At 66.8% G+C, this 25,861-nt stretch carries 22 protein-coding genes; 11 read left to right on the top strand and 11 right to left on the bottom strand.

The features are described 5' to 3' along the window. Positions 1-27 precede the first annotated feature (27 nt). The 5 genes from N6C22_RS06575 to N6C22_RS06555 all read right to left on the bottom strand — a co-directional run bounded on the left by N6C22_RS06575 (position 28) and on the right by N6C22_RS06555 (position 4,944). The gene (locus tag N6C22_RS06575) at positions 28-1,161 is read right to left on the bottom strand and encodes a sugar-transfer associated ATP-grasp domain-containing protein (protein WP_261650296.1); all 1,134 of its coding nucleotides are present in this window, start codon (positions 1,159-1,161) and stop codon (positions 28-30) included. Positions 1,162-1,479: 318 nt separating this feature from the next. Further along, complete coding sequence (locus N6C22_RS06570; protein WP_261650295.1) at positions 1,480-2,394, bottom strand: glycosyltransferase; 915 nt, start codon at positions 2,392-2,394, stop codon at positions 1,480-1,482. After that, positions 2,391-3,434, bottom strand: coding sequence for a DUF354 domain-containing protein (locus tag N6C22_RS06565; RefSeq protein WP_261650294.1), 1,044 nt, complete (start codon positions 3,432-3,434; stop codon positions 2,391-2,393). Before N6C22_RS06565 ends, N6C22_RS06570 begins: the two co-directional genes overlap by 4 nt. A 2-nt stretch (positions 3,435-3,436) precedes the next feature. Then, positions 3,437-4,471, bottom strand: a complete 1,035-nt coding sequence (locus N6C22_RS06560) for a glycosyltransferase family 2 protein (RefSeq protein WP_261650293.1) — start codon at positions 4,469-4,471, stop codon at positions 3,437-3,439. Further along, positions 4,471-4,944 (bottom strand): hypothetical protein, encoded by a 474-nt coding sequence (locus N6C22_RS06555; protein WP_261650292.1) that lies wholly within the window; start codon positions 4,942-4,944, stop codon positions 4,471-4,473. Before N6C22_RS06555 ends, N6C22_RS06560 begins: the two co-directional genes overlap by 1 nt. 299 nt (positions 4,945-5,243) lie before the next feature. Here N6C22_RS06555 and N6C22_RS06550 point away from each other — a divergent pair, with 299 nt between their 5' ends. The 8 genes from N6C22_RS06550 to N6C22_RS06515 all read left to right on the top strand — a co-directional run bounded on the left by N6C22_RS06550 (position 5,244) and on the right by N6C22_RS06515 (position 16,118). Next, entirely contained in the window at positions 5,244-6,560 is a 1,317-nt protein-coding gene (locus N6C22_RS06550) for a nucleotide sugar dehydrogenase (protein ID WP_261650291.1), read from the top strand. 233 nt (positions 6,561-6,793) lie between these two features. Next, positions 6,794-7,393 (top strand): hypothetical protein, encoded by a 600-nt coding sequence (locus N6C22_RS06545; protein WP_261650290.1) that lies wholly within the window; start codon positions 6,794-6,796, stop codon positions 7,391-7,393. A 66-nt stretch (positions 7,394-7,459) separates the two neighbouring features. Beyond that, complete coding sequence (locus tag N6C22_RS06540; protein ID WP_261650289.1) at positions 7,460-8,935, top strand: hypothetical protein; 1,476 nt, start codon at positions 7,460-7,462, stop codon at positions 8,933-8,935. Between the two features lie 556 nt (positions 8,936-9,491). After that, entirely contained in the window at positions 9,492-9,626 is a 135-nt protein-coding gene (locus N6C22_RS06535) for a hypothetical protein (protein ID WP_261650288.1), read from the top strand. Beyond that, positions 9,626-11,446, top strand: a complete 1,821-nt coding sequence (gene glmS, locus N6C22_RS06530) for a glutamine--fructose-6-phosphate transaminase (isomerizing) (RefSeq protein ID WP_261650287.1) — start codon at positions 9,626-9,628, stop codon at positions 11,444-11,446. Before N6C22_RS06535 ends, glmS begins: the two co-directional genes overlap by 1 nt. Positions 11,447-11,731: 285 nt before the next feature. Then, positions 11,732-13,360 (top strand): alkaline phosphatase family protein, encoded by a 1,629-nt coding sequence (locus tag N6C22_RS06525; protein WP_261650286.1) that lies wholly within the window; start codon positions 11,732-11,734, stop codon positions 13,358-13,360. Positions 13,361-13,943: 583 nt separating this feature from the next. Further along, complete coding sequence (locus N6C22_RS06520; protein ID WP_261650285.1) at positions 13,944-14,717, top strand: hypothetical protein; 774 nt, start codon at positions 13,944-13,946, stop codon at positions 14,715-14,717. 51 nt (positions 14,718-14,768) lie between these two features. Next, positions 14,769-16,118, top strand: a complete 1,350-nt coding sequence (locus N6C22_RS06515) for a CapA family protein (protein WP_261650284.1) — start codon at positions 14,769-14,771, stop codon at positions 16,116-16,118. Positions 16,119-16,135: 17 nt separating this feature from the next. Here the strand turns inward: N6C22_RS06515 and N6C22_RS06510 are convergent, their stop codons facing one another. From N6C22_RS06510 to glmM, 4 genes are all read right to left on the bottom strand, one after another. Then, positions 16,136-17,770 carry a lipopolysaccharide biosynthesis protein gene (locus N6C22_RS06510; RefSeq protein WP_261650283.1) on the bottom strand — a complete coding sequence of 545 codons (1,635 nt, stop codon included), beginning with the start codon at positions 17,768-17,770 and terminating at the stop codon, positions 16,136-16,138. 91 nt (positions 17,771-17,861) lie between these two features. Beyond that, on the bottom strand, positions 17,862-19,043 hold the full coding sequence (glmU, locus tag N6C22_RS06505) for a bifunctional sugar-1-phosphate nucleotidylyltransferase/acetyltransferase (RefSeq protein WP_261650282.1): 1,182 nt from the start codon (positions 19,041-19,043) through the stop codon (positions 17,862-17,864). Between the two features lie 367 nt (positions 19,044-19,410). Then, a complete protein-coding gene (locus tag N6C22_RS06500) occupies positions 19,411-20,211 on the bottom strand; it encodes an alpha/beta hydrolase (RefSeq protein ID WP_261650281.1) in 801 nt (266 codons plus the stop codon). Between the two features lie 74 nt (positions 20,212-20,285). Beyond that, complete coding sequence (gene glmM, locus N6C22_RS06495; protein ID WP_261650280.1) at positions 20,286-21,629, bottom strand: phosphoglucosamine mutase; 1,344 nt, start codon at positions 21,627-21,629, stop codon at positions 20,286-20,288. Positions 21,630-21,846: 217 nt separating this feature from the next. Between glmM and N6C22_RS06490 the strand changes: the two genes are divergently transcribed. Next, positions 21,847-22,137 carry a PadR family transcriptional regulator gene (locus N6C22_RS06490; RefSeq protein WP_261650279.1) on the top strand — a complete coding sequence of 97 codons (291 nt, stop codon included), beginning with the start codon at positions 21,847-21,849 and terminating at the stop codon, positions 22,135-22,137. Between the two features lie 164 nt (positions 22,138-22,301). Here N6C22_RS06490 and N6C22_RS06485 read toward each other — a convergent pair whose 3' ends face one another. Then, positions 22,302-22,511, bottom strand: coding sequence for a hypothetical protein (locus N6C22_RS06485; RefSeq protein WP_261650278.1), 210 nt, complete (start codon positions 22,509-22,511; stop codon positions 22,302-22,304). 177 nt (positions 22,512-22,688) lie between these two features. Here N6C22_RS06485 and N6C22_RS06480 point away from each other — a divergent pair, with 177 nt between their 5' ends. Both N6C22_RS06480 and N6C22_RS06475 read left to right on the top strand, forming a co-directional pair. Then, complete coding sequence (locus N6C22_RS06480; RefSeq protein ID WP_261650277.1) at positions 22,689-23,612, top strand: DUF1616 domain-containing protein; 924 nt, start codon at positions 22,689-22,691, stop codon at positions 23,610-23,612. Between the two features lie 93 nt (positions 23,613-23,705). Then, positions 23,706-24,284: a metal-dependent hydrolase gene (locus N6C22_RS06475; RefSeq protein ID WP_261650276.1), complete on the top strand. Its 579-nt coding sequence runs from the start codon at positions 23,706-23,708 to the stop codon at positions 24,282-24,284. Between the two features lie 163 nt (positions 24,285-24,447). On the opposite strand, the gene N6C22_RS06470 is transcribed toward N6C22_RS06475, so the two are convergent. Then, entirely contained in the window at positions 24,448-25,674 is a 1,227-nt protein-coding gene (locus tag N6C22_RS06470) for a polysaccharide deacetylase family protein (protein WP_261650275.1), read from the bottom strand. Positions 25,675-25,861 lie beyond the last annotated feature (187 nt).

Genomic DNA, 25,861 nt, shown 5'->3' with positions numbered 1-25,861 from the left:
GCAGCACCGTTCTCCCGTCCGTCGCGGTCAGCAGACGCCGTGTGCCTCGTAGAACCGCCTGACCCGTTCGTCGGTCAGCAGCGGCTCGTGGACCTGCAACAGGTCCACGTCAGAGTAGTTGTTCGCCTCGATGACGGCGAACTCGCCCGGCGCGCTGACGACGATGTCCCACGCGATGTAGGGGATGTAGGAGAGTTCGTCCGCCATCGTCAGCAACTCGTCGTGGATGTCGTCCCAGCCGGGGACGGTGACGCCGGCGATCTGTGTCTCGGTGTCGGGGTGGACCTCCCGACGGCCATCCCAGCCGAACTTCGGGGCCCGGGCTGCGGGACTCAACTGGCCGGTGTCGGGGTCGATCTGCGCGGAGAGCCCGCCCGCCGACCAGTTGTCGACGGGGGCGGACTCGTCGGTCCCGATGCGGTGGACGGCGGTCGCGAGGAACGGCTCGCCGGCCTGCCGGTCGTACATCGTCAGCGCCCGGATGGTGTTCGGCGAGTCGGGATAGAGCGTGTAGGCGTAGTCGTCCATCCCGACGAGTTCGGTGACGAGGTACTCCGAGAGCGAGTCGACGCGTCGCTCGAACGACTGTTGGCTGACGGGGTCGCCGTCGACGCGGACCCCTTCTTCCATCGCCTGACAGAGGAGGACGTTGTTCCCCCCGCCACCCGAGGTCCACTTCAGGACGAGGTTCCCCTCGCGCCGGAGTCGTTCGAGGACGACCGACCCGGCGTTCCGGCCGTCGACGCCGCGGGTCTCCACCTGATCGGTGCCGCCGTCGCTGCGGCCGAACCGGGCAGTCGCCGGTTCGGGTTCCGTCTCCGTGACGTGATGGAACTCCCCGTCACGAACCAGCCCGTACAGCTCCGGGCGATGCTCGTCGAACGGCTCCAGCAGTCGGTGGAACAGGAGCTTGTTGTCGAGCGCGAGGCTCCAGCGCCCGTTGATCCGCTTGGTCTGGACGTAGCGGCTGTAGTCGTCGAGGTAGGCGTCCCGACCGTGCGTCTCGAAGTCGTAGAGGGTCGCCGCCTGGCTCTGGAACCCGTCGCGCCAGAGGTCGAGCTTCTCGCCGGGCGAGAGCCCGTGGTCGCCGTCGTCGCGCAGCTCGTCCATGGCGAGCGACGTGATCTGGTTCGTCGTGATGTAGGCGTCTCTGACGTTCACCGCGGCTCACCCCCGGACGGGGTGCTCCGTGTTCGTCGCAAGCGGCCGGCGTGTCGGCTGGTGGTCGATTCCTGGCGGGTCGCAGTCACCCACGGCCGGTCGCGGGTCGGCGAGAGAGGGGACGACATGGTCGTGCCGTACCGGTGCGTGACAGATGAAACGCGGTGACGCTCCCGGCCGTGTCTATCGGTTGTTGGTCGTTTACGCCGCTTAATTGTACGCTAACCGAGATGGGATGGTTCCCTGGTCGAGCGACAGACACCTGCGACAGAAAGGGTCCCCTGGTCGAGCGACAGACACCTGCGACAGAAAAGGTCCTCAGGCGAGCGCTGACTCGTACACCGAGACGAGTCGGTCGGCCATCTCCTCGTGACTCACGAGTTCCTCGGACTGCCGGCCGTCCGAGCGCGCACCAGTGGCCGCGACCTCCTCGACGGCCGCCGTCAGGTCCGGGTCGGCGTCCGAGACGGTGCAGTGCTCGACGTCGCCGACCACGTCACGGACGAAGCCGACGTCGGTCGAGACGACCGGCAGGTTGCACGCCGCGGCCTCCTTCACCGTCATCGGCCCGCTCTCGCGGGTCGACGTGAGCAACAGCAGGTCGCTGGCGTTCATGTAGTACGGCATCTCGGCGTAGTCCACGCCGGAGAGCGGCCGCAGGGTCACGTCCGCGTCCGCCCGCTCGACCACGCGGCGGGCCCGGTCGAAGTCCTTCTCCGCCCGGCTGGTATCGTACGGGAACAGTGCGACCGTCTCGTCCTGGTCCCAGCCCACGTGCTTGCGCGCCTCGGCCCGTGGGATGGGCCGGAACTGGTCGGTGTCGACCCCGAACGGGACGTGGGTGTAGTCGGTGGGAAGCTGGGGTGCCATGGCCCGGCTCGGCAGCACGACCTCGTCGGCGAGGCGTGCGCTGTACTGGCTCAGGGCCCGCAGCCACGTCATGTCGCTCATGAGGTCCGTGCCCCAGAGCGTGAGCACGACCGGCCGCCGCGGCTGGGCGAGCGCGTACGGCCCGACCAGTCCGTAGTTCGCGTGGACCACGTCGTAGTCGTCGATGGACTCCCGGACCACCTTCGGGGCGTACTTGAGGTAGTCCGAGACCGACCGCGGCTCGTCCGCCGAGTACGTCCCCGGGACCGCCAGGGTCGTACACTCGATACCACGGTCTTCCAGCGTCTCGACCTGCGTCTCGAAGAACGTCCGCGTCGAGGTGATGAGCTGGAGGACCTTCATGCCGTGACCGGGGCAGGTTCGCGCGAGGTCACCTGGTTCACGATCACGTCGGTCGCGTCCACCTTGTCCGCGAGCAGGTTCTGGCGACGACGCTGCCAGCGCGCGGGCTGGTACTCTTCGAGGATGTACTCCGCCTTGCGAAGCGCCTCGCTGTGGCGGTTCTTGGTGTCGAAGTTGTAGAGCAGGCCGTACTCCCGTTCGAGCTCCTGCGTGTAGCCCATGGTGAGCGTGTTCACGTACACGGCAGGGGTTCCGAGGACCGCGCTCTCGGCCGCGGTCGTCGCACCCTCGCCCACGAAGAGGTCGGCGTAGTACAGCAGGTCGTGCATGCGCTCGGGCGGGACCGTCATCCGGCGGTCCTCCAGGTGAGCGGGGAGCGGTTTCTCGGAGGTGAACAGCACTTTCGCGCCGGTCGCCTCCAGCCGGTCGAACACCTCGGTGACGTTGTCGAACCCGCCCTCGCCGAGGTCGTGTGAGGCTCCCCAGCCGTTGAACCGGCCGACGACGAACGTGTCGTCCGGGTCGAGCCCCACCTCGTCGAGGACCGACGGGTCGGGTTCGAACCGGTCCGGGTGGAGGTACGCCAGTTCGTGGTACCCGGGGTAGCGTCGCTGTGTCCCGCCCGGGTCGCCGTCGTAGCAGTCCGGCAGACAGAGCTGGTCCGCGAACGGGTACGCGAGCGACGTGATGAGTTTTGCGTGCTCGGTGTCGTAGAAGACGACGCTGCGCGCGCCGACGAGCTTCGCGACGTGCGACGCCGCGACGCCCCCGATGGCGGTGATGACGTCCGGGTCTATCTTCCGGGCGCGGGCGAGCAGCTTCGCCTCGTACGTCGCCTGCACGAACGCGAGCGACGTGAGTCCCTCCGATTCGTCGGCGAGGACCTCGTAGTCGATACCGTAGGCGTCGAGCAGTTCCAGGTTCACGCCCATCCGGCGGGCGAAGACGTGGACCTCGTGGCCCTGGGCCTCCAGCTCCTGGATGGCGTGCTTGAAGAAGTGGACGTGTCCAGGGTGCTGGATGGTGACGATGACTCGCATCGTCACTCACCCCCCTCGCGCTGGTTCTCGCGACGGTCGAGCACCATGCCCATCAGCACGAGGAAGGCCCCCTGCATCGTCAACAGCAGCGAACCGTCGTCGTCGCGCCGGAACAGCTGCCGGGCGATCCCGGCCAGCACCGCCACCACGCCGAGGCCGTAGAACAGCGACAGCGGGTGGAAGTTCCGGGCCAGGTAGCGTTCCTTCAGTCGCCACAGGAACCCGTGCAAGAGCGCGAACGAGGTCTGTGGGACGAAGCCCGTCAGCGAGATGGTGCTCTCCTCGTCGCCGTACTCTGCTTCCATGGGCACGTCCACGACGCGGAGTTCCTCGACGTTGAGGTGGACGAGGATGTCGTTGGTGTACTGGTGGTCGTCGCCGAGCGCCTCTATGTCCAGCGCGCACAGCGCCTCGTGGGAAATCGCCGTGTACCCGTTCTGTGAGTCCATGACGCCCCAGTAGCCGCTCGCGATCTTCGTGAGGACCGAGAGCAGCCAGTTGCCGACCAGCCGGAACGTCGGCATCGACTCGCGGTACTCGCTATCGGCCAGCCGGTTCCCCTTCGCGTAGGCCGCCTCGCCGGTCGCGACCGGTTCGACGAGGGCGTCCATCTGGTCGGGGTCCATCTGGCCGTCAGCGTCCAGGGTCACGGTCACGTCCATCTGCTCCTCGCGTGCGCGCTTGAAGCCGGTCTTGAGCGCGCCGCCGGCCCCCTGGTTCTCCTCGTGCCGGATGGGGACGATGTCGGGCGGCACGGTCCCGCCGTCGGTGACAGACTGCACGGCGTTTTCGACGCGGGAGTCGCTCGCGCCGTCCGGGGTGTCCTCCGCGTCGTCCGGGGTATCCTCGCTCCCGGACGCCGCGTCGACGGTCTCGGAAACGACGCGGCAGATCTCGTCCCAGGTGTCGTCGGTCGACTGGTCGTCGATGGCGTACACCCGGTCGACGAACCGCGGGATGGACGTGAGAACGTCGGCGACGTGGTCCTCCTCGTTGTACGCCGGAACGACGACCGCGATGGTTGCGTTCCGGTACATCAGAGCCCCCGGTAGGTGACGGTGATCGCGCCCTGTTCGACGACCAGTGCCGGGTCGACGGTGCCCGTGACGTCGACGAGGAGCTGGTCCGAGACCTCCTCGGAGAGCAGGTCCTCCACCGAGAGCCCGTCGATGTCGTTCAACGGTGTGAACACGACGATTGCGTCGTAACAGTCGGTCGGGGACCCGGGTTGTTCGCCCAGCGAGTCCACGGCGGCGTCTGCCGAGAGCCCCATGACCGCCACGTCCTGGGACTGGAGCTTCACGACGGTCTCCTGGGCGACGTCGTCCTGGGGATGCTCGCTGGAATCACGCTGGATGCCGACGGCCAGGACGTGTGGGTCGTCCATCCGCCGACGGTCCTCCAGTGCGTCGAGGAGCATCGACACGATATGGTCACTCGCCGATTCGTCGAACCGTGTCGGGACGTTCGGGACCTCCGACACGGAGTCGTCGCGTACAGTTGGAATCATAGCTTGGGTACCTCCGCGAGGGTGTGGTGGGGTCACCAGTTCTGGACTGGTCTCGTTCGTACACCCGGGCACTACCCGCATTATTATAGCCTGGATAAGGCCGAATCAGGCCGTTTCACGCCGAATTCCGACCGATGGGACGGTTCGCGACTCGATTACCGCGCGGCTAAGCCGAGCTATTGCGGTCTATAACGAAGGAGGCCCCGTACGGTTGGTTTCGTACAGATGCGAGTCGCATACGATCACAGCGAGTCGACGGACGTAGCGAGACGGGCACAGCCAGCACGGGGTGACCAGCGGTGAGCCAGACAGTCGCGCCCCAGGACGCACGGACCGAGTCGGTCTGTATCGTCGGCCTGGGCTACGTCGGGCTGCCACTGGCCCTGGCGTTCGCCGAGGAAGGCCGGCCCGTCGTGGGCTACGACGTCCAGACGGAGAAGGTCGAGTCGCTCGCGAGCGGGACCGACCCGACCGGCGAACTCGGCGACGAGCGTATCGCCGACAGCGAGGCAACGTTCACCGACGACCCCGGGTCCATCGCCCGCGCGGACGTGGTCGTCCTGACCGTCCCGACCCCGGTCGACGAGGTCGGAACGCCGGACCTCTCGTACATCGAGAGCGCCGGCGAGACCGTCGGCGAGCACATGTCCGAAGACACGACCGTCGTGCTCGAATCCACGGTGTATCCCGGTGCGACCGAGAGCGTCCTCGTGCCCGCACTCGAGTCGACCTCCGGGTTCACCGTGGGCGAGGAGTTCGAGGTCGGCTACTCTCCCGAGCGCGTCTCGCCGGGCAACAGCAAGCGCGGCCTGCGAGACGTCACGAAGATCGTGAGCGGCCGGACAGAGGCCGTCTGCGAGCAGGTCGCGGACGTGTACGAGTCCATCGTGGACGCCGGCGTCTATCGCGCGCCGGACATCGAGACCGCAGAGGCCGCGAAGGCCATCGAGAACGTCCAGCGCGACATCAACATCGCCCTGGTGAACGAGCTCGCCATCGCGTGTGACCACCTCGACCTCGACACGCAGGCGGTGCTCGACGCCGCGGGGACGAAGTGGAACTTCCACGACGAGTACCGCCCCGGCCTCGTCGGCGGTCACTGCATCCCGGTGGACCCCCACCTGTTCTCCTACCAGTCCGAACGCGAGGGGTTCGTCCCGGAACTCATCATGCAGGCCCGCGAGATCAACGAGTACGTCCCCGCACACGTCGCGGAGCTGGTCCGCCGGGCGATGAACGACACCGGGACGGTCCCGCGCGAGAGCCGGGTGCTGGTCCTCGGCGTGGCCTACAAGCCGAACGTCGGCGACATCCGGACCTCCGAGGTGGACGCCATCATCGCCGACCTCGAGGAGTACGGCGTCGATATGGTCGCCTACGACCCGCACGCCGACCCGGACGTGATCAGGGAGAACTTCGACGTTCCCGTCACGACCGACCCGTCGTTCGAGGCGTTCGACGGCGTCCTCGTCGGGACGGGCCACGACGAGTTCGCGGACATCGACGTCGACGAGATGGCCGAGGCGCTCACCGGCGATGGCTTCGTGGTCGACGTGCCTGGCGTGTTATCACGTGCCAAAGATACTACGGTCGATGTAACATATCGAGACCTGTAGAACAGTCCAGATTGGTACCGTCTTAAGCTGAATCGTTCCGCCGTTAACTCAGAACTATTATCATTAGTCGGGTTCCGAATCAACCTCGCTCTTAGCGCCTCTATCCCCCGATATCGAACAATTTCAGTCAGTTTTGGCCCTTGACAACAGTCCGAAACAGTATAAGCATAAGAGAACTGTTGGGACAGAATTCTACGTTTATTATCGGTGTGCCGAATGTATCGGTCGAGACAATGAGTGCAGCAGTAAACGAAAGCGAACACGAAGACGAGGTCCCCGACGAGCTCCTCGGCGACGAGTCCGACGAGTTCACCAAAGACGATATGTTCCATCTGCTCCAGAACCGCCGGCGGCGGAGCGTCCTCCGCTATCTGCAGGATACCGACGGCCCCGTCCGCATGCGTGACATCGCAGAGCAGGTCGCCGCGTGGGAGCACGACACGACGGTACAGCGCCTCACATCGAAAGAGCGTCAGCGCGTCTACATCGCCCTCTATCAGTCCCATCTCCCCGCGCTCGACGACGAAGGCGTCATCGACTACAACCAGGACCGCGGCATCGTCGAGCGTCGGCCGCTCGCCGAGGAACTGATGCCGTACCTCGACGACCCGACCGGGACGGAGGAGGAGACGGCGGAGACGGACACCGACCGCGACTGGACCTCCTACTACCTGGCCGCGACCGGGGTCGCCGCGATGCTGTTCCTCGGAACCCAGCTCGAACTCGTCGGCCTGTCGAGCGAGCTGCTGGCGGTCGGGATGCTGGCGCTGTTCGGCTCCCTCTCGGGTGCGAACGCGTTCTCTGCACGCAAGCCAACCGCGGGAAGTGACTGAGTCGCCCCCTGTCGACGGAGACGTATACGACCATGGCCCTGACATATTCACGCGACGACTGGAGCGATGAGTAGACGAACGACACTCTGTCGGCTGGTAGCGTGCTTGCTGGTCGTCGGGGCCGTCGCCGTCTCCCCCGCACAGGCTGGCACCGCACCCGCGGCCGACACGAGCATCCAGAACGTCGGTCTGTCCGGCCCCGCCGTCGTCGATTACAACGGCAGCGGCGACCGGGTCTTCCTCTGGACGGACGCCGAACAGACCGTCACGGTCAAGCTACAGTCCGACACCACGGACGATGCCGACCAGCCACTGGAGGTGTGTCTCAGACAGGCCCGGTCGAACACCTCCGGTTCGACGGCCGATGACACCGCCGCTGGCGAGCCCATCACGGGACCGTGTGTGGAGACGACGGTCACCGAGAACGGCTCGACGGTGACGCTCTCTGCCGACCAGTGGCCCTTCAACGGCACCGGGAAACAGCGCGTCACGGTCACCGTCGCGAACGAGACGACCGTGCTCGACGAGAGTTCGGTACAGGTGTTCGTCCTCTCGAAAAGCGGCGACGTCGACGGTGATGGGCTGTCGAACACCGCCGAACTGGAACACGGGACGAACCTCACGGCGGTCGACACCGACGGCGACACCCTGGAGGACGGCCCCGAGGTCAACGAGTACGGGACCGACCCCCTTGAGGCCGACTCCGACGACGACGGCGCGCGTGACGCACAGGAGATATCGGCCGGCACCGACCCCACGACGGTCGACACCGACGGCGACAACCTCTCCGACGGCTTCGAACTCGAGCACGGACTCGACCCGACCGCAGCCGACACCGACGGTGACGGGCTCACGGACGCCGCCGAACGGAACCTCGGGACCAACCCCCGGAAGAAGGACACCGACGGTGACGGCATCTCCGACTACGACGAACTCAAGTGGGAGAGCGACCCCACCGAGGCCGACACCGACGGCGACGGCCTCGGCGACGCCCGCGAATACGAACTCGGCACCGATCCGACGGCCGCCGACACCGACGGCGACCTCCTGAGCGACGAGACCGAAGCCGACATCGGGTCGAACCCGACCAGCATCATCTCACCACTCGCGTACATCGGCCTCCTGGTGCTGGTGGTCGTGATCGGCCGGCTCGTCTACACCGGGCGCATCGAACCCGCAGCCGTCCCCGGGCAGCTGGAACGATACGTCGGTCGTGACGACGACTCGCCCGACCCCGGTATCGAGACCCCGGCGGTCGAGGAGGGGACGCCCGGCCCGCCCGACCCTGACACCATCGGCCCGAACCCCACCTCGGCCCCCGTTCTCACGGACGAGGAGAAGGTCTGCCAGATCCTCCGCGAGAACGGCGGGCGGCTCCAACAGAAGGAGATCATCGAACAGACCGACTGGTCCAAGTCGAAGGTGAGTCGGCTCCTCTCCAAGATGGAGAGCGAGGACGAGATCCGCAAGATAAGCGTCGGCCGGGAGAACCTCATCACCCTCCCGGAAGACCAGCCCGAGAGCTCCAAACCCTTCTTCTGACGTCTCCGGCACCCGCCGGGTGGCAGTCCGGTCGAGACCGCTGGTAGTCTCTTCGACCGCGGTCACAGTGTCGCGTCTTCTACGTACTGACAGCGGCGGCGGCAGCTGGTCGCCAGAGAGCTGTCCGGTCACTCGGCGACGACAGCCAGGTAGTCAGAGCGCCGCCCCGTCATTCGGGGCCGACAGCCACGACACTCTCGCTGTCTCGACTGTCCCGGTCGACGCCCTCCCCGTATCTCCCGTACTGTTTCACGACCGCGGCAACCACTCTGGCGGACCTGCCGTGACGTAGAATCCGTGCTGTGCACCATGCGAGCCGGGACGCCGGTCGGTTCTCGGTCCGACGCCACCCCGGCCGAAGTCAGCCGCCACGTGAATCGAGTGAACGATGTGAACGACGCCGCGTCAGTCCGGCGTCTGACGCTGCAATGGCAGGCCGGCGCTTACCGCCGTACTAACAACTCGCTTAACCGGTCTATAGTAAACCTCCGGGGTTGTGTAGGCTGGAATCGTCCCCGCGACCCTATCGTGGCTCTGGCGGGAAACCACTCGAACCATGATCGAAAATACAGACACCGAACCGACCACTCGCACCGTCAGCGAGGCCGACGCGAACCGTTCCGAACCGCTCTGGAGCCGCCGGGTGTACCAGCCCGTACTGGTCGACGACCCGACCGAGGTGAGCCACTGATGTGTGGCATCATCGCGTGTGTCGGTGCCAGTCGGTCCGTGGACCGACTCATCACCGGCCTCGAGAACCTCGAATACCGCGGCTACGACTCGGCCGGCGTCGCCATCCAGAACGGGTCCGGTGTGGAGGTCCACAAGCGCTCGGGTCGCGTCTCCGAGCTGAAAGAGGAGGTCCCGCTGCAGAAGCGCGCAGACATGGGTATCGGACACACCCGCTGGAGCACGCATGGGCCGCCGACCGACGAGAACGCACATCCGCATACCCCCGCGGATGAGAACGTCGCGGTGGTCCACAACGGCATCATCGAGAACTACAGCGAACTTCGCGCCGACCTCGAAGCCAGGGGCCACGAGTTCACGAGCGACACCGACACCGAGGTCATCCCCCACCTCGTCGACGAGCACCTCGAGAAGACCGACGACCCCGAGGTCGCGTTCCGGAAGAGCGTCCAGCAGCTCGAGGGAAGCTACGCCATCGCCGCCATCTTCGACGGGCACGATTCCATCTTCGCGGCCCGGCAGGGGTCGCCGCTGGTCGTCGGCGTCGACGACGACGCCTACTACCTCGCGAGCGACGTCCCGGCGTTCCTTGACTACACGGACGACGTGATGTACCTCGAAGACGGCGACGTCGTCGTCGTCGAGGACGGCGACCTGTCGCTGACGGACGTCGGCGGCTCGCCCGTCACCCGCGAGGTCCAGACCGTCGACTGGGACCCCAGCGAGACCGGAAAGGGCGTCTACGACCACTACATGCTCAAGGAGATCAACCACCAGCCGACGGCCCTGTCGAACACCATCCAGGGCCGGGCCGACCCCGAGAGCGAAGAGGTCGTCCTCGAGGACTTCCCGCCGGGGACGTTCACCGACATCGGCGACGTCCACTTCGTCGCCTGCGGGACCTCCTACCACGCGGCGATGTACGGTGCCACGATGCTGAGCAACGGTGGCATCACGGCCAACGCCTATCGCGCCAGCGAGTACGGGCTCCAGACGGACATCGTCGACGAGGACACGCTCGTCATCGCGGTCACACAGAGCGGTGAGACGGCCGACACCCTCAGCGCGCTCCGCCAGGCACAGGAGAAGGGCGCGTCCGTCCTCACCGTGACGAACGTCGTCGGCTCGACGGCGGCCCGCGAGTCCGACGAGACGATGTTCATTCGAGCCGGCCCCGAGATCGGCGTCGCGGCGACGAAGACCTTCTCCTCGCAGGTCGTCTCGCTCGCCCTGCTGAGTCAGCGTATCCTCGAGGACGTTCCTGAGGCGTCCCCCCGCGACAACATGGACGAGTTCCTCGCGTCGCTGCAGGACCTCCCCAAGCACATCGAGCAGGTGCTCGACTTCTCGGCCGCCAAGCGGCTGGCCAAGCGCTACAGCGACCACAACGCGTACTTCTTCATCGGGCGCAGTATCGCGAACGCGGTCGCGATGGAGGGCGCGTTGAAGTTCAAGGAGATCACCTACGAGCACGCGGAGGGGTTCGCGGCGGGCGAACTGAAACACGGGCCACTCGCACTCATCACCGACCGGACGCCCGTCTTCGCGGTGTTCACCGGCGACGAGGAACAGGACCGCAAGACGCTCAACAACGCGAAGGAGGCCCAGACCCGCGGCGCACCCATCGTCTCGGTCGCACCGGCGGACCACCCGTCCCTGGAGTTCGCCGACGCGCACCTGCAGGTGCCGTCCTCGGAGCCGGAGTGGATCGGGCTGCTCGCCAACGTCCAGCTCCAGCTCCTCTCGTACTACGCGGCCGAGGACCTGAGCCGCCCCATCGACAAGCCGCGCAACCTCGCGAAGAGCGTCACCGTCGAGTAATCGACCCGGACGGGCTCGGCCGGTCGCCGGTTTCGACGCCCCCCAGGGCACGGGGCGACTACCCACCGATGGTCGATGATGGTCGTTCCGGCAAGACCCCACCAGTTCCGCCGATTTCGGCGCTTAGGCCGATTGTATCGATACCGGGACGGTCGCTTACGTATCCGATAATAAAATGGATTTCTCCCGAAGGCACCCACATGAACCGACGACGAGTACCGACACGAAGAGACGACGGCGCACGAGTAGTCGGCGAACCGATGACAGGAACCGCGGAGGGCAGCGATGAGCGATGATGGCCTCGACGTTCTGCTGATCGGTATCGACGCGGGCTGTCTCCCGGTGTTCGACCGGCTCGCGGAGACGGACACGATTCCGACGCTGGAGCGATTGAACGAGGACGGTGCGGTGGGCCCCCTCGAGTCCCAGATTCCGCCGTGGACCCCCAGCGCCTGGCCCTCGATGTACTCCGGCGTCAACCCCGGGAAGCACGGGGTCTTCGGCTTCGTCTCCTACGACGGCTACGACTGGCACGTCAGTAGTGCCGACCACGTCGACGAGCTCACCCTCTGGGAGATCCTCGACGAGCACGGCATGAGCAGCGTCGTGGTGAACGCGCCGGTCACGCACCCGCCGGCCGATATCGACGGTGCCATCGTGCCCGGCTTCATCGGGCCGGAGGACCCGACCTGCCACCCCCGGGGGACCCTCGAGGAGGTCCGCGACGAGCTCGGTGAGTACCGCGTGTATCCCAACTACTCTCGCGGCGACACCGACTACACGGAGGCCGAGAAGATGGAGGAGTACCGCAGTCTGGTCCGGATGCGCGGCGAGGCGTTCCGTTATCTCGCCGACGAGCACGAGCCCGACTTCGGCTTCGTCCAGTTCCAGAAGACCGACACCGTGTTCCACGAGTTCGGAGGCGACTGGGAGAAGATCCGGACGGTGTACGACGAGACGGACAGGCAGGTCCGGAAGATCATCGAAGAACACGACCCGGACACCGTGTTCGTGGCGAGCGACCACGGTATGGGCAAGTACGAGGGCTACGAGTTCCGCGTCAACGACTACCTCGACGACGAGGGCTTCGTCGAGGTCACGAACGGTGGCAAGGGCATGCCGTCGTGGAACCCCATCCGGAACGAGCTCCGAGAGGGCAAGGACGTCGACTCCTGGGAGCCCGGCCTCATCGAGAAGATGGCCTCCGGCGCGGCCAAGATGGGTCTCACCGCGAGCCGCATCCGGCAGGCGCTCGAGACGGTCAACCTCGACGAGGTCGCGATGCGATACGCTCCCGAGGACGTGGCCCGGACGGGGAACAAGCAGGTCGACTTCCCCAACTCCGTCGCGTACCTTCGCTCGCGAACCGAACTCGGCGTCCGCCTCAACGTCGAGGGGCGCGAGCCGGAGGGCATCGTGCCCCCAGACGAATACGACGACGTGCGCGCCGAGGTCATCGAGTCGCTCCGGTCGGTGACCGACCCCGACGGCAACCCCGTCTTCGACGAGGTCGCGCCACGGGAGCAGTACTTCGACGGCGAGTACACCGAGGACGCCGTCGACATCGTCACCATCCCGCGGAACTTCGACTACTTCCTCTCGGACCAGGTCCGCGGCGAGTACTTCGCCGACCCGACGGAGACGTTCAACCACAAACTCGACGGCATCGTCACCGCCTGGGGCGAGGGCATCGACGCCGATGCCGACCTCTCTGCCGCCCACCTGTTCGACGTCGCGCCGACCATCCTGTCGGCGCTCGGCGTCCCGTACAACGAACGCATGGACGGCGACGTGTTGCCGGTCGTCGAGGACGTCGGCGGGCGTGCGTACCGCTCCGCAGAGACGCAGGACGACCGGGACTCGCCCGAGGCGGCGGTCGAGAACCGCCTGAGCGACCTCGGCTACCTGGAGTGACTGGCAGGCGTCACTGAGAGTCCGCTCGCGAAGCTACCGCACCCATCCTGGCGGCGTTCTGTTCTCGCACCCTCGTTCACCGGTCCCGCAATCCTCCGTCTGCTCGTGACAGGCCACGGTCCAACCACAGACGTAGAGGTCGGTTCCCCCAGTCCCGAACCGGGACACCGTTGCTCCAGAGCTGTAGCTACCGTCGTGCTGTGGAGTCGTGTCGAGCGTCGTACCCAGTTGGCCATCTTCTGCCGGCGTACCCGTGAGTTCGTCCTACTGGTCACCGTGTGCCGATTCTGGGAGCGTCGTCGCCACCCAGCGCTCCCCCAGGCTGACGCGCCGCGATTCGTCGACGACCACCCGCCCGCTCTCGGTCCTCACCGTCACGGTGGAATCGCCTAAACTACCGTCCGGAAGACCGAGAAGCGTTGCACTGCACGCATCTCGAGACGTGTCGCAGGCTCATGTTCGCGCTACGGGGATTCGACGGCGACGGAGAAAGGCAGCAGCGTGTCAGAAGAACCAGCCGACGTCGATTACCGTCGAGACGAGCGACGTCGAATCGTCCGTCGTGGTGGTCGAGGTGGCGGTCGTGGTCGACGTTGAAGTCGACGTCGACGTGGATGTCGAGGTGGTCGTAGTCGTCTGCGTGGTGGTCGATGTGGGCGTGGTGGTCGACGTCGATGTCGACGTGGAGGTTGAGGTCGACGTAGTCGTCTGCGTCGTCGTCGGTTCCGACGTGGTCGTCTGCGTCGTCGTCGTCGGTTCCGACGTGGTGGTAGTTGTCTGCGTCGCCGTCGGCTCCGACGTGGTCGTGGTCGTCTGCGTCGTCGTCGGCTCTGACGTGGTCGTAGTCGTCTGCGTCGTCGTCGGCTCTGACGTGGTCGTAGTCGTCTGCGTCGTCGTCGGCTCTGACGTAGTCGTGGTCGTCCGTGTCGCCGTCGATTCCGACGTGGTCGTGGTCGTCCCCTCCGAGGTGGTCGTCTGCGTCGAGGACTGCGTCGCGGTCTCAGAGTCCGTCTCGCCAGCCGTCGCCGTCTGCGTGCTCGTCGCAGTCGACTCCGAACTCGTCTCTGGCTGGCTGGTCGGCGCGTCGGTCCCTGCGCCGCTATCGCCGTCCATGACCCCGAGCGGGCCGGACGGGACGGCCGCGACGGCGACGCCGACGAAGAGGAACAGGATACCGAGGAGGGCGAGGCTGCGCTGGGACGATGTCATCCGTACACACCTCCGCAACCGGGCGGTCGCGGCCCGTGGATCCGTGGCGTGGTCGTGGGCGGTACGTCTCGTCTGGGCGGACTATGTCGGCACACAGATGTCTCGACTCAGCCTCCGTACGCCCGGAACATTGTTATCGACACGCTAAGGACCGGGACGGTCGTCGGGTGTTTTTTCGCCCGAAACACACCGTTCTAGCATGAAGACTCGGGACTGGCGAGACGCTACCGACGAGTCGCCGCCGCGGGACCGTATCGAGCTCGCAGAGGCATCGGCGGCGGAGACGTGGTCGCTCTTTGCCGCCGGCGACGTGAAGTACCGCGACCGGTCGGCGAGGGACGCACCCGTCGCCCAGCCGCTCAGTTCCCAGATCCGTGCTGCCGACCTCTCGATGGTCAACCTCGAAGCACCGGTCGCCGGTGCCGGCGAACCGCTCTCGAAGTCGGGCCCGACCCTGACTGTCGATCCGGACGTCCCGGACGTGCTCCGGGCGGCTGGCTTCGACGTGGCGACGCTGGCGAACAACCACCTGATGGACTACGGCGAGGACGGGCTCCGGGCCACGATGGACACGTGTGACAGGGTCGGGCTGGAGACCTGTGGCGCTGGCGAGAGCGAGTCGGCGGCGATGATGCCTGCCCGGTTCGACGTCGACGGGACCTCGGTCGCCGTGTTCAGTCTCTGCGAGCGCGAGTTCGGTATCGCCGACGCCGACGAGCCCGGCACCGCCTGGCTCGGCGACGACGGGGCACTCGACCGTGTCGCTGCCGCCGAAGCCGACGTGACCATCGTCGCGGCCCACGGTGGCGTGGAGTACGTGCCACTCCCGCCGCTGCACCGGCAGGAGCGCCTCCGCGAGTTCGTCGACGCCGGCGCGGACCTGGTCGTCGGTCACCATCCACACGTGCCCCAGGGCTGGGAGGTGTACGACGACGTGCCGATATTCTACAGCCTCGGTAACTTCCTGTTCCCGATGCCCGAGCGCCCGAAGACCCAGTGGGGGCTCGCCATCGAGGTCGAGTTCGCCGGCGACGAACCCGTCGGTATCGACCTCATCCCCACGGAGACGGTCGACGAGACGGTCGACCAGGCAGGGACACGCGTCGACCCGGACGACCGGCTCGCGTACCTGAACCACGTCGCCGACCTGACCGCGGACCGGGAGACGCTTCGTGCGCACTGGCAGGAGGTCTGCGTGGCGGTCTTCCGCCAGCGCTACACCCGCTGGCTGCGGACGGCCCTGGCCGGCGACCTCGTCTCGCAGATCCGTCGACCGGAGCAGCACTTCAGCGCCGACGGCATCTGGGAGCCCGACGAACGCGAGTCGCAGATGCTCGCGCTGTTGAACCTCCTGCGCAACCGGTCCCACCGGTCACTGATGCAGACGGCGATCGAGGTCGAGACGGACAAGCGCGAAGACCACCGAACCGAGTCTGTCCGCGAGCACGTCCCGCAACTGCTCGAGGAGACGGAGGACGAGCCGATATACGACCGGCGGTCGCCGGTCCAGGAGACCCTTTCTGCGCTCATCGAGCGCGTGACGAGCTGACCGTTTTCCCGCGTCGTTCAGACCCCTGCAGCACCGGAGAGCACCGCCGCCGCGGACGCGATGAGTGCGATACCCGCGAGGACGAGTATCTGCTCGATCCGGTCGCTCACGTCCGGAGCCTTCTGCTTGATCGGTGAGTTCGCGTTCAGCCGGCCCGCGAGGTTGCCCGCCGCCTCACCGATGGGCCCCGGCAGCGACGAGAGGAAGTCGAGCACCTCGTCGATATCGACCGCCCCGGTCACCACCGCGGCCACGGCGTAGACGACGAACCCGACGACGGGGACGACCACGAGAGCCAGAATGTCGTTGGGAATCAGCCCCGGGAGGAAGTAGATGGGTACCGCTGCGATGCCCGCGGTCAGGCCGACCCGAAGCAGTCGAAGGTCCTCGAGCGGGTCGTAGCCGAGTTCGCGGGCGGCGACCGCGTTGAACAGCGGCAGCGAGCCGTAGCCGATGGTCGTGGCGACGGCCGCGCCGACCATCCCGTACGCCGGGATGAGGTTCAGGTTCAGCGCGAAGTTCAGCGTCGCGGACGCCCAGGTCGCCGCGATGAGCGCCTTCACGTCGCCCTTCGCGTGACTGATCGCCAGTAGCGGCCGGGCGACCGCGAACGCGACGGTCCCGGGCAACAGCAACAGGAGCGGGGTGACCGCGGGCGTCATCTCCTCGCCGAGGTACAGCGGGACGAACGAGGAGGCCAGTGCGGCCATCCCGAGGGCCAGCAACAGGGTCAACAGCAGGACGTACCGGGTGGTCCGCGAGGCGAGGTCGGTGATGCGGTCGGTCTTGCCCTGCTCCCACAGGTCGGAGGTGGACTGTATCATCACGCCCTGGACCGACCGGGGGAGTATCCAGAGGAACTGCACCAGCACGAGCGCCGCCTTGTAGTAGCCGACCAGCTCGCTGTTCTTGAACGACCCCAGCATCAGCACGTCGATGTGGTACAGCGAGGTGAGCAAGAAGACGTACGCGATGGTGAGGTGGTTGAAGTTGAACAGGTCCGAGCTGGGGAACTGCGAGGGCGTCGTGTCCACGATGGTGTCGAGCGACAGCCGACTCCGCACCACGGCCAGCCCGACACCGACCGCCACGAGGCTGGCGAGTATCTGGGCGACGATGAGGCCGGGGACCCCGAACTCCAGCGCGGCGAGCGTCACGCCGACGATGCCGAACACGACCCGGTAGAGGACCGTCAACGGCTCGGAGACGTGTTCGAGCTTGAGCCCCATCAGCGTCCGCCGGATGTACTCCCGGTACTGGACCGCCAGCGCCATCGCGCCGAGGAGGTAGAAGTACGGCTCGAACGTCTCGCCCCAGACCATCGCGACGATGCCGGTGTAGGAGGCGACCGCGAACCCGATGGCGGCGAGCACCGCCAGCAGCGTCGCGAGTCGGAAGTAGTAGCCGAAGACGTGGTCCTTCCAGCGATGCATCGAGCGTTCCTCGGCGATGTACTTCTTCACGCCGCTGTTCGTCCCCGAGCTCATGAAGATGGTGAGCAGGGCGAACACGGACATGATGGTCGCGTACTCGCCGTAGGTGCCGACGCCGAGGAAGTGGATGAGTAGCGGTGTCACTGCGGCGGTCACGAGGAGGCCGACGAGTCGGCTCCCGATAGTGGACAGGAACGCGGTGACGATGTTACGACTCATGTGTTGGAGTTCCGGTGTCGGTGCCCGGGGTCGGGCTGCTGGGCTGGTTCCCGGTGGGGGGCCGGTTCGTGATGGAGGGCCGGGACATCACTTACCGGTCGCGCGTGACGGTCTCGCCTGGTTCGGTCGTCGCCCCGGTCGAGAGCGTGACGCCGGCGTTCAGGCTCGTGTCGATGGCGGTCTTCACGCCGTCGCCGACCACGACACCGAACTTCCGCCGGCCGGTCGAGACGCGGTCGCCCTTGACCGTGTGCCGGACGGGTTCGTCGTCGTGGCGCAGGTTGGCGACGGTCGTCCCCGCGCCGAAGTTCACGTCGCGCCCGAGAACGCTGTCACCGACGTAGGAGAGGTGGGCAACACTGGAGCGCTTCCCGACGACGCTGTTCTTCACTTCGACGGCGTTGCCGACCTTCGCACCTTCGTCGATGAGCGTGGCACCGCGGACGTAGGCGTTGGGCCCGACCGTCGCCCCGGAGCGCACGAGGACCGGCCCCTCGATGACGACCCCGGGCTTGATGATCGCACCCTCCTCGACGACGACGGTACCCTCGAGGTGGGCGTCGTCGCTGACCTCTCCCTCGATGCGCGAGTCCAGCTCTGCGAGGTACGTCTCGTTCGCTTCGAGCAACTCCCACGGCCGGCCCACGTCGAGCCAGCGGTCGACCTCGACGGGCGTGACCGAGAACTGCTCGACGACGCGTTCGAGCACGTCGGTGATCTCGTGTTCGCCGCGCTCGCTCTCGCCGACGTCGAGCCAGTCGCGGGCGGCCTCGGGGAAGACGTACGCGCCCGCGTTGACGAGGTTGCCGGGTGGGTCGTCCGGTTTCTCGACGACCCCTGTCACGGTCCCGTCCTCGGTCTCGAGGACGCCGTAGGCCGACGGGTCGTCGGCCCGGTACGAGAGCACGCTCGGCCGTCGCTCGAACAGCTCGGCGATGCTCTCCGTGTCGAAACAGTTGTCGCCGTTCAGGACGGCGAAGGGCCCGTCGATGTGCTCTGCGGCGGCGGCGACCGCGTGTGCAGTCCCGCGCTGTTCCTCCTGGACCGCGTAGCGAATCGGTGTCCCGTCGTACGCCTCGCCGAAGTACTCCCGGACCGCCTCGCCCTCGTACCCGACGACGATGAGGAGCTCGTCCGCGCCGGCGTCGACCGCTGCCTCGACGGTTCGCTCGACGAGTGGCCCGTCGGCCGTGGGGACCATCGGCTTGGGCACGTTGTCAGAGAGCGGGCGAATCCGCGTTCCTTTGCCAGCTGCGAGAATGACTGCTTGCATCGTTCACGCATTCGCAAGAGTACCCTTTTGTTATCGATGCGTTAAGCGATGGCCACGCCCTGCTGGGACGAGACGCCAAAAAATGCGGTAACGAGAAGATGGATGGTTGGGGTGCCCGCCACATCACGGATCGGTCGTCCGGTGGGGGAATGGACGCGTGCACGTCGGGAGGTGGGCAACTCCCGGGTCACGAGGGGCGATGTGGTGTGATGGGCGACGACTAGTGAGGGCTTTCACCTCGCCAGTGTCTGCCACCGGCAGTTGTGTGAAGGGCCTGGTATCGTATTACTACGAGCCGCATAACGCGACCGTCCCGCGCCCCAGTCGAGATTAACTCCACCGTAAGCGCCGAACGGTGGGTAGCGCATCAGGCGTCGCCGCAGGCCGTCGTGACGAACTCGTCGAGGGTCTGGCGCAGCCGGTCACGGTGCTCGCTCTCGAAGAGACCCTGTCCATGGGTCGCCCCGTCGTAGGTCACGAGTTCCTTCGGTTCCGCCGCGCCCTCGTAGATGTCCGTCGCGGTCCGGACGAACCGGTCCTCGTCGCCGTCGCTGACGACCACGAGCAGGCGCGCGTCGAGAGACCCCGCCGCGTCGCTGCCGCCAGCGGGCGAGAGCGCTGCGACCGCATCGACCGCCAGCTCGGCTGCAGCGGCCTCGACGACCGCTTCGCCGCCGGAGCTCGCGCCCACGAGCACGAGCTGCTGGATACCGTGGGCCGACTGGAGGTACTGGACCGCCCCCCTGACCGCCGCCGTCTTTCGCTCGCCCTCGTCGATGGCGAGCACGTGGTGGCCGGCAGCCGCGAATCGCTCTAGCTGTGGCCGCCAGCTCTCGCGGTCCAGGTCGATCTGTGGAACGAAGACGACGCCGCAGTCCCCGCGGCCCGCGAGCGTCCCGGTCACCGTCGTTCCCGCCGGCGACTCGAACTCGACAGTGTGGGGTTCCGTCGTCGTCGCCGTCTCGCCCCCGTCTTTCTGTCGCTCGCCGGTCCCTGGCGTGTCCGTGCCGCTCTGCCCCGTCGTGTCGTCGGGGGTCGCAGTGTCGGTGGCGTCGGTCGTGGCTGGCTGGTCGTCCGTCGAACTCCCGCTGGAGCAGCCCGCGAGGCTGGTCGCGGTGACCGCCCCGAGCGTGGTGAGGAAGCGTCGTCTGTGCTGGTCGCCGGTCATACGCCGACCTACGCGGGGGCCCCAGTTTACTAGCGATACGGTAAACGTGACCCGACGGGTGTCAGGCCGAAGAATCAGTCCTGGCTCGTCGTCGCGGCCGTCGCGCTCGTCGCGTCCGTGACCAGCTGGCGGGCGTACTCGAACAGGTCGTCGGCGCGCTCGTCGCTCCGCGCCTCGGCCGTGATGCGGACGAGGGGCTGGGTGCCGCTGGGGCGGACGAGGAACCAGCCGTCGTCGGTGTCGACGCGGATCCCGTCGAGGTCGTTCACCGTCTCGTACTCCGCGCGGATGGCCGACTCGACCTCACGCATGGCGGCCTCCTTCTCTGGCGTCTCGATGCTGTCGCGGCGGATGGGGTAGGTGTCCACCGAGTCGACGAGCGCGCCGAGCGAGTCGTTCCGGGCGACGAGTTCGACGAGTTTGCACGCGGCCAGTGGGCCATCGGGACACAGGGTCTCGTCGGGCCAGATCCACGCCCCGCTGGGTTCGCCGCCGAAGGTGACGGCGGGGTCGGTGGCGGCTTCGGCGACGAACACGTCCCCGACCTTCGTGTGTTCGACCGTCGCACCCAGGGGGGAGAGCGCATCGTCGACGGCGAGGCTGGTGTCGAGTGGGGCGGCGATCCGGTCGCCCTCGCCGACGGCCTCCCGGGCAAACAGCGCCAGGAGGACGTCGCCCGCGAGGAACTCGCCGTCCTCGGTGACGGCCATCATCCGGTCGGCGTCGCCGTCGTGGGCGATGCCGAGGTCGGCTCCCGTCTCCGCGACGAGTCGCGTCAGGCTCTCGCAGTTCTCCGCCGTCGGCTCGCTGGGTCGGCCGGGGAACCGGCCGTCGGGCTGCCCGTTGAGCGTCTGGACGTCACAGCCGAGGTCGTGGAGGACCGACGCGGTGAGCCCACCGGGGCCGTTCCCGGCGTCGACGACGACCGAGAGCTCGCGGTCGATGCTGACGGCGTCGCGGAGGGCGCGCTCGTGTGCAGCGACAGCCGTCTCGTCCCGTTCGCTGTCGCCCACGCCCGCCCAGTCGGCCACGTCGACGTCGTCCTCGCGGACCCGCCGGGTTATCTCCTCGCGCTGGTCGGTGTCGAACGCCTGCCCCGACGGGTTCCAGAGTTTGATGCCGTTGTCCTGCGGTGGGTTGTGGGACGCGGTGATGACCACGCCCGCGTCCGCGTCGTGACGAGCGATGGACCGTGCGACCGTCGGTGTCGCCGCGAGTCCGACGTCGACGACGTTCGCCCCGCACTCGCGGAGGCCCGCGACGACCGCCTGCTGGAGCGGTTCACCGCTCTCGCGGGCGTCACGGCCGACGACCACACGTTCGTAGCCAGCAGAGGCGACTGCGCGCCCGACAGAGAGCGCGAGGTCACACGTCACTTCCGTCCCGAACTCACCGCGAATCCCGCTGGTACCGAACATGCCGGAGGGGACGGACGGGCCCGTGATAAATATAGGAGCCATAAGCGACGAGACAGTACGAATCGCCGCTCGAACACCGGATTCGCGCCCCAGCATACCAGAATTATACAGTGTCAAAACACGACATGGTGGACAGTTGCGCGGATTATCGATGGTGTAGGTTCGGCAACGGCCGAGCGGGTATTTGTGTAGGTGGTCGGAACAGTGTGGTAGAGACATGAGGACAGACCTGACCGGATTCCAACACAACCTGCTCGTCGTGCTCACCAAGATGGACGAGCCGAGTGGTCGAGACCTGAAACAAGAGATCGAGGACTCCCTCGACACGTCGCTCCCACACGGCCGTCTCTACCGGAATCTGGACACGCTCGTCGAGAAAGGACTGGTCGAGAAGGGCTGCATCGACGGTCGGACCAACTTCTACGAGATATCCGAAGAGGGTGCAGAGGCGATTCGCGAACGCTACCGATGGGAACGCGAACACATCGAACCCGAGCTGACGTCGTGAGGGCCCCGGTGCCCGAAGCTGACGAGCAGTAGGACGATGGGTGGGCCGGACTGGTCCCCGGCGACTGGACGAACGACCCGGTTTTCTCACAGACGACAGAGCGTCGCGTCTCGCGCGTCGCACTCGGACAGTGACCGACGACATGGTGCGTGACGCCGACTCGCCTACTCGTCGAGTTCTGTCGCGGACGCGTCCGGGACGTGCTCGAACGGGGCCATCGACCCGAGCTCGTCCGCACCGACCGCGTCGAACACCTGGTCGAGGTCGACACCGTTCTCGGCGGCAGCGTCGAGTATCCTGACCAGCGAGACGCGCAGGTCGTCCCTGGTCGTGGTTCCGGCGAGCGCCGCCGAGACGATATCGTGCTCTGCCATGTCTGGCTGTCCCGGCTCCCGCCTTGTAAGTGTGTCACTCCGTTCCAAACGTTGCCCGCAGAAAACGGTTTACACCCCGATTAAGCCCCGGGATGCCCCGCCTCGCACCCGACCATCCCACGTCGGCTCCCCTTACTCGACCGGTAATAAACACGCCCGAGCCGGTACGCACACACGATGAGTCGCACGAAACTGTGGTTCCTGGATGCCTTCGTCGTCCTCGCGCTGGCCGCGCTCGGGGCGTTCTCGATCTTCCTGAACGTCCCGGTCGCCCGGCTCCTCGCGACCGCCCTGTTCGTCCTCTTCCTGCCCGGATACACCATCTCGGTCGTGCTGTTCCCCCGGGGGCGGACGGACCGACCGCCGGACGGTGGCGGGCTGCTCGGGGCGGAACGCTTCGGGCTCACGGTCGCATTGAGCATCTCCATCGTCGCACTGGTCGCCCTCGTGGCGAACTTCACCCCCTGGGGAATCACGCTCCTTCCCATCCTCGTCGGAGTGGCCGGAATCACCGGCTTCTTCGCCGTCCTCAGCCTCTTCCGACGCTGGCGAGTGCCAGCCGCCGACCGCTACGCGCCGTCGGTCCCCATCAGGTCGGTCCTGTTCACGAAGACGGAGAGCGCGTTCCGCGACGGGGGCTCCCCGACCACGGTCTACAACGTGGCGCTCGTGGTGAGCGTGCTCCTGGCGCTGGGCAGCGTCGGCTTCGCGGTCGCCTACGGCCCCACCGACAGCGGGTTCACCGAGTTCGCCGTGGACACGGAGGGCCAGAGCGTCCAGGAGGCCGCGGTGCTCCAGAGTGGCGAGAACCCGACCCTCCTCGTCGAGAACCACGAGGGGAGCGAGCAGGAGTACACGATGGTCACCACCGTCCAGCGGGTCAGCGAGAACGCCGACGGAGCCACCGTCGTCGAGGCCCAGCGTGAACTCGGCCGCACGACCCTCACCGCCGCGGACGGCGAGCGGGTCAGCGAGACGGTGAGCGTCTCGCCGCCGAGCGGTGACGACGTTCGCGTCGTCGTCATGCTCTACAGGGGCGACGCGCCCGACGACCCGTCCCGGGAAACCGCGTACCGGGTGGTCACCCTCCGGACCACGTGAGACGGTCGCGTTCGACCGACACACCAGCACCGTCGCCCGGGGACGGTCATCGACGACCCGGCTGCCGACAGCAGACCAAGAGACCATCTATCGATGTGGCCATGGGAACACCTCGCGTTCGGATACGTACTGTACTCGCTCTCCGTCCGTTTCACGACGGGGGCTGCACCACGTGGTGACGCGGTCGCCGTGGCCGGATTCGCGACGCTCCTGCCCGACCTCGTCGACAAGCCGCTCTCGTGGACGTTCGACATCACCGCGACCGGCTACTCGGTCGCCCACTCCGTCTTCGCCGCCCCCGTCTTGCTCGCCGCTGCGTCGCTCCTCTCCCGCCGGGTCGACCGACCCCACCTGTTCGGGGCGTTCGCCGTCGGCTACGGCTCGCACCTCCTCGGCGACATCGTCTACCCGGCCATCCGGGGTGACGGGTTCTGGGTCCACGCCGTGCTCTGGCCCGTCCTCGAGCGCGAGGCGGCACCCACCAGCGGCATCGTCGCCAACGCCTCGCGCTACTTCCTGCGCTTCCTCCACGAGCTGCTCACCGGCGGGCTCTCAGGTATCCTGCTGTTCGAGCTGACCCTGGTGGCCGCCGTGGGCCTCCTGTGGGTCGTCGATGGCTTCCCGGTCGCGACCGGGCTCTACCGCGCCGTGGCCGGTCGTCGTCGCGACTGACGGCACACAGGTGACACGCTCGGTGCCGGGACCGCCCCCCGGTGCGTCGCTGTCGATGCGGGCGACTGTTGCTGTCGACGAAGTACCACGAAAAGAGACGACACCGCAACTGAAACACGCGTGAGAGAGCCGCGCCGAAACGAACCGACAACCGACCTGCGGGTTACCAGCCGTCTTCTGGCTTGAACTTGTTGGGGATCTGTGAGAGGGTGATCGGTTCGACGTTGCTGTTGTCGAGGTAGGAGACGAAGTCCTCGAACTGGTCGCCGGTGACGTCCAGTTCGCCCTTGCGGTCGATACCGTGGAAGGTGATGACCTCGAGGTCGTTGTAGAGGTGCGCCAGGTCGACCATCGACTTCGCCTGCTCGATGTGTCGGCCGTCACCCCGCGAGATGGTCATCGGGTCGGTGATGTACCCGGAGGCCGCGTTCCGGGTGCTGAAGAACCCGAAGCCCATCTCGTAGTGCTTGCTGACGAAGTTCGTGATCTGCTCGTTGTAGAGACCGTACGGGTAGGTGAAGCTCTTGGCACCCTTCTCGAACCCGTGGTCGAGGAGCCACTCCTTCGAGCCGACGACCTCCCGTTCGGCCTGCAGCCGCGAGGCGTTGAGCATGTTGGCGTGGCTCGCCGTCTGCGAGGCGAACTCCCAGCCCGCCGCCTTCATCTCCTCGATCTGCTTCATGTTGAGGAACCCGTCGTCGCCGACGTGGTTCGTGACGAGGGCGGAGGTCGCCGGGATGTCGTACTGCTTCAGCGTCTGGAAGGCCTTCGTGTAGTCAGAGCGCTGTGCGTCGTCGAACACAAGCGCGACGTAGCCCTTGTCGGGGGAGGGGACCTTTCGGAGGTCGTCGATGCGGACCTTCCCGCCGCTCCCGGCACCCTTGACGCGGATGCGGATCTTGGTGATGTTCTTCAGGTTGGGCAGCCCCGTGACCCCGGTCGCGCCGAGGTCGAGCCGCTGCCAGAACCCGCTCGTGGACGAGCGGACGGACTCGGCGTACTGCACCGAGTTCTGGTTGTTGCCGTTGAGGAGGGTCACCTGCAAGACGGCGTGCTTGCTGGCGTCGAGGTTAATCGCCACGGAGAGGTTCGACCCGCCGACGCCGGTCTCGATCTCGCGCTCGATGACGGGCTCGCCGTCCTGGCGCGTGATGACGGCCGACTGGCTCCCCTTGTAGGAGCCCTCCGTCATCGCGGTGAGCTTCCCGTTCTTGACGGTCCACGTGGAGAGGTCCTCGAAGTCGTCGACGACGTCTTCGGGTTTCTCACGTTGCTCGCCGGAATCGGTCGTGTCCGTCTGCTCGCGGGCGGTGGCGGTCCCGGTCGGCGTGCCCGACGTGGACCGGGTCGTGGTGGTCGTTCCTGTCGTGTTCTGTTCGCCAGTGTTCATACACCCTGCGAGTCCGGTCACTGCACTCAAACCGAGGGCCTTCAGGGTTCGGCGTCTCGTTCTGTCTTCGACCATCGATTCGGTGTAGACCTGACACCCGTAATATTATAGTCAAGATAAGGGGTGAGGGACGGTTTCTCGGCGTCTGGAGCGTCAACACGACACATGGGGCGGTTCGAGCCCGAGA

The sequence above is a fragment of the Haloarchaeobius sp. HME9146 genome, assembly GCF_025399835.1.
GTDB lineage: Archaea > Halobacteriota > Halobacteria > Halobacteriales > Natrialbaceae > Haloarchaeobius.
The sequence above is the reverse complement of the archived record's forward strand: the minus strand, read 5'-3'. Positions and strand labels throughout refer to the sequence as shown.

Coding starts and splice junctions, on each gene's coding strand:
- N6C22_RS06570 (WP_261650295.1), bottom strand. CDS start 2,394: ATGAAGGTCCTCCAGCTCATCACCTCGACGCGGACGTTCTTCGAGACG.
- N6C22_RS06565 (WP_261650294.1), bottom strand. CDS start 3,434: ATGCGAGTCATCGTCACCATCCAGCACCCTGGACACGTCCACTTCTTC.
- N6C22_RS06560 (WP_261650293.1), bottom strand. CDS start 4,471: ATGTACCGGAACGCAACCATCGCGGTCGTCGTTCCGGCGTACAACGAG.
- N6C22_RS06555 (WP_261650292.1), bottom strand. CDS start 4,944: ATGATTCCAACTGTACGCGACGACTCCGTGTCGGAGGTCCCGAACGTC.
- N6C22_RS06545 (WP_261650290.1), top strand. CDS start 6,794: ATGAGTGCAGCAGTAAACGAAAGCGAACACGAAGACGAGGTCCCCGAC.
- N6C22_RS06540 (WP_261650289.1), top strand. CDS start 7,460: ATGAGTAGACGAACGACACTCTGTCGGCTGGTAGCGTGCTTGCTGGTC.
- N6C22_RS06535 (WP_261650288.1), top strand. CDS start 9,492: ATGATCGAAAATACAGACACCGAACCGACCACTCGCACCGTCAGCGAG.
- glmS (WP_261650287.1), top strand. CDS start 9,626: ATGTGTGGCATCATCGCGTGTGTCGGTGCCAGTCGGTCCGTGGACCGA.
- N6C22_RS06525 (WP_261650286.1), top strand. CDS start 11,732: ATGAGCGATGATGGCCTCGACGTTCTGCTGATCGGTATCGACGCGGGC.
- N6C22_RS06515 (WP_261650284.1), top strand. CDS start 14,769: ATGAAGACTCGGGACTGGCGAGACGCTACCGACGAGTCGCCGCCGCGG.
- N6C22_RS06510 (WP_261650283.1), bottom strand. CDS start 17,770: ATGAGTCGTAACATCGTCACCGCGTTCCTGTCCACTATCGGGAGCCGA.
- glmU (WP_261650282.1), bottom strand. CDS start 19,043: ATGCAAGCAGTCATTCTCGCAGCTGGCAAAGGAACGCGGATTCGCCCG.
- N6C22_RS06500 (WP_261650281.1), bottom strand. CDS start 20,211: ATGACCGGCGACCAGCACAGACGACGCTTCCTCACCACGCTCGGGGCG.
- glmM (WP_261650280.1), bottom strand. CDS start 21,629: ATGTTCGGTACCAGCGGGATTCGCGGTGAGTTCGGGACGGAAGTGACG.
- N6C22_RS06490 (WP_261650279.1), top strand. CDS start 21,847: ATGAGGACAGACCTGACCGGATTCCAACACAACCTGCTCGTCGTGCTC.
- N6C22_RS06485 (WP_261650278.1), bottom strand. CDS start 22,511: ATGGCAGAGCACGATATCGTCTCGGCGGCGCTCGCCGGAACCACGACC.
- N6C22_RS06480 (WP_261650277.1), top strand. CDS start 22,689: ATGAGTCGCACGAAACTGTGGTTCCTGGATGCCTTCGTCGTCCTCGCG.
- N6C22_RS06475 (WP_261650276.1), top strand. CDS start 23,706: ATGTGGCCATGGGAACACCTCGCGTTCGGATACGTACTGTACTCGCTC.
- N6C22_RS06470 (WP_261650275.1), bottom strand. CDS start 25,674: ATGAACACTGGCGAACAGAACACGACAGGAACGACCACCACGACCCGG.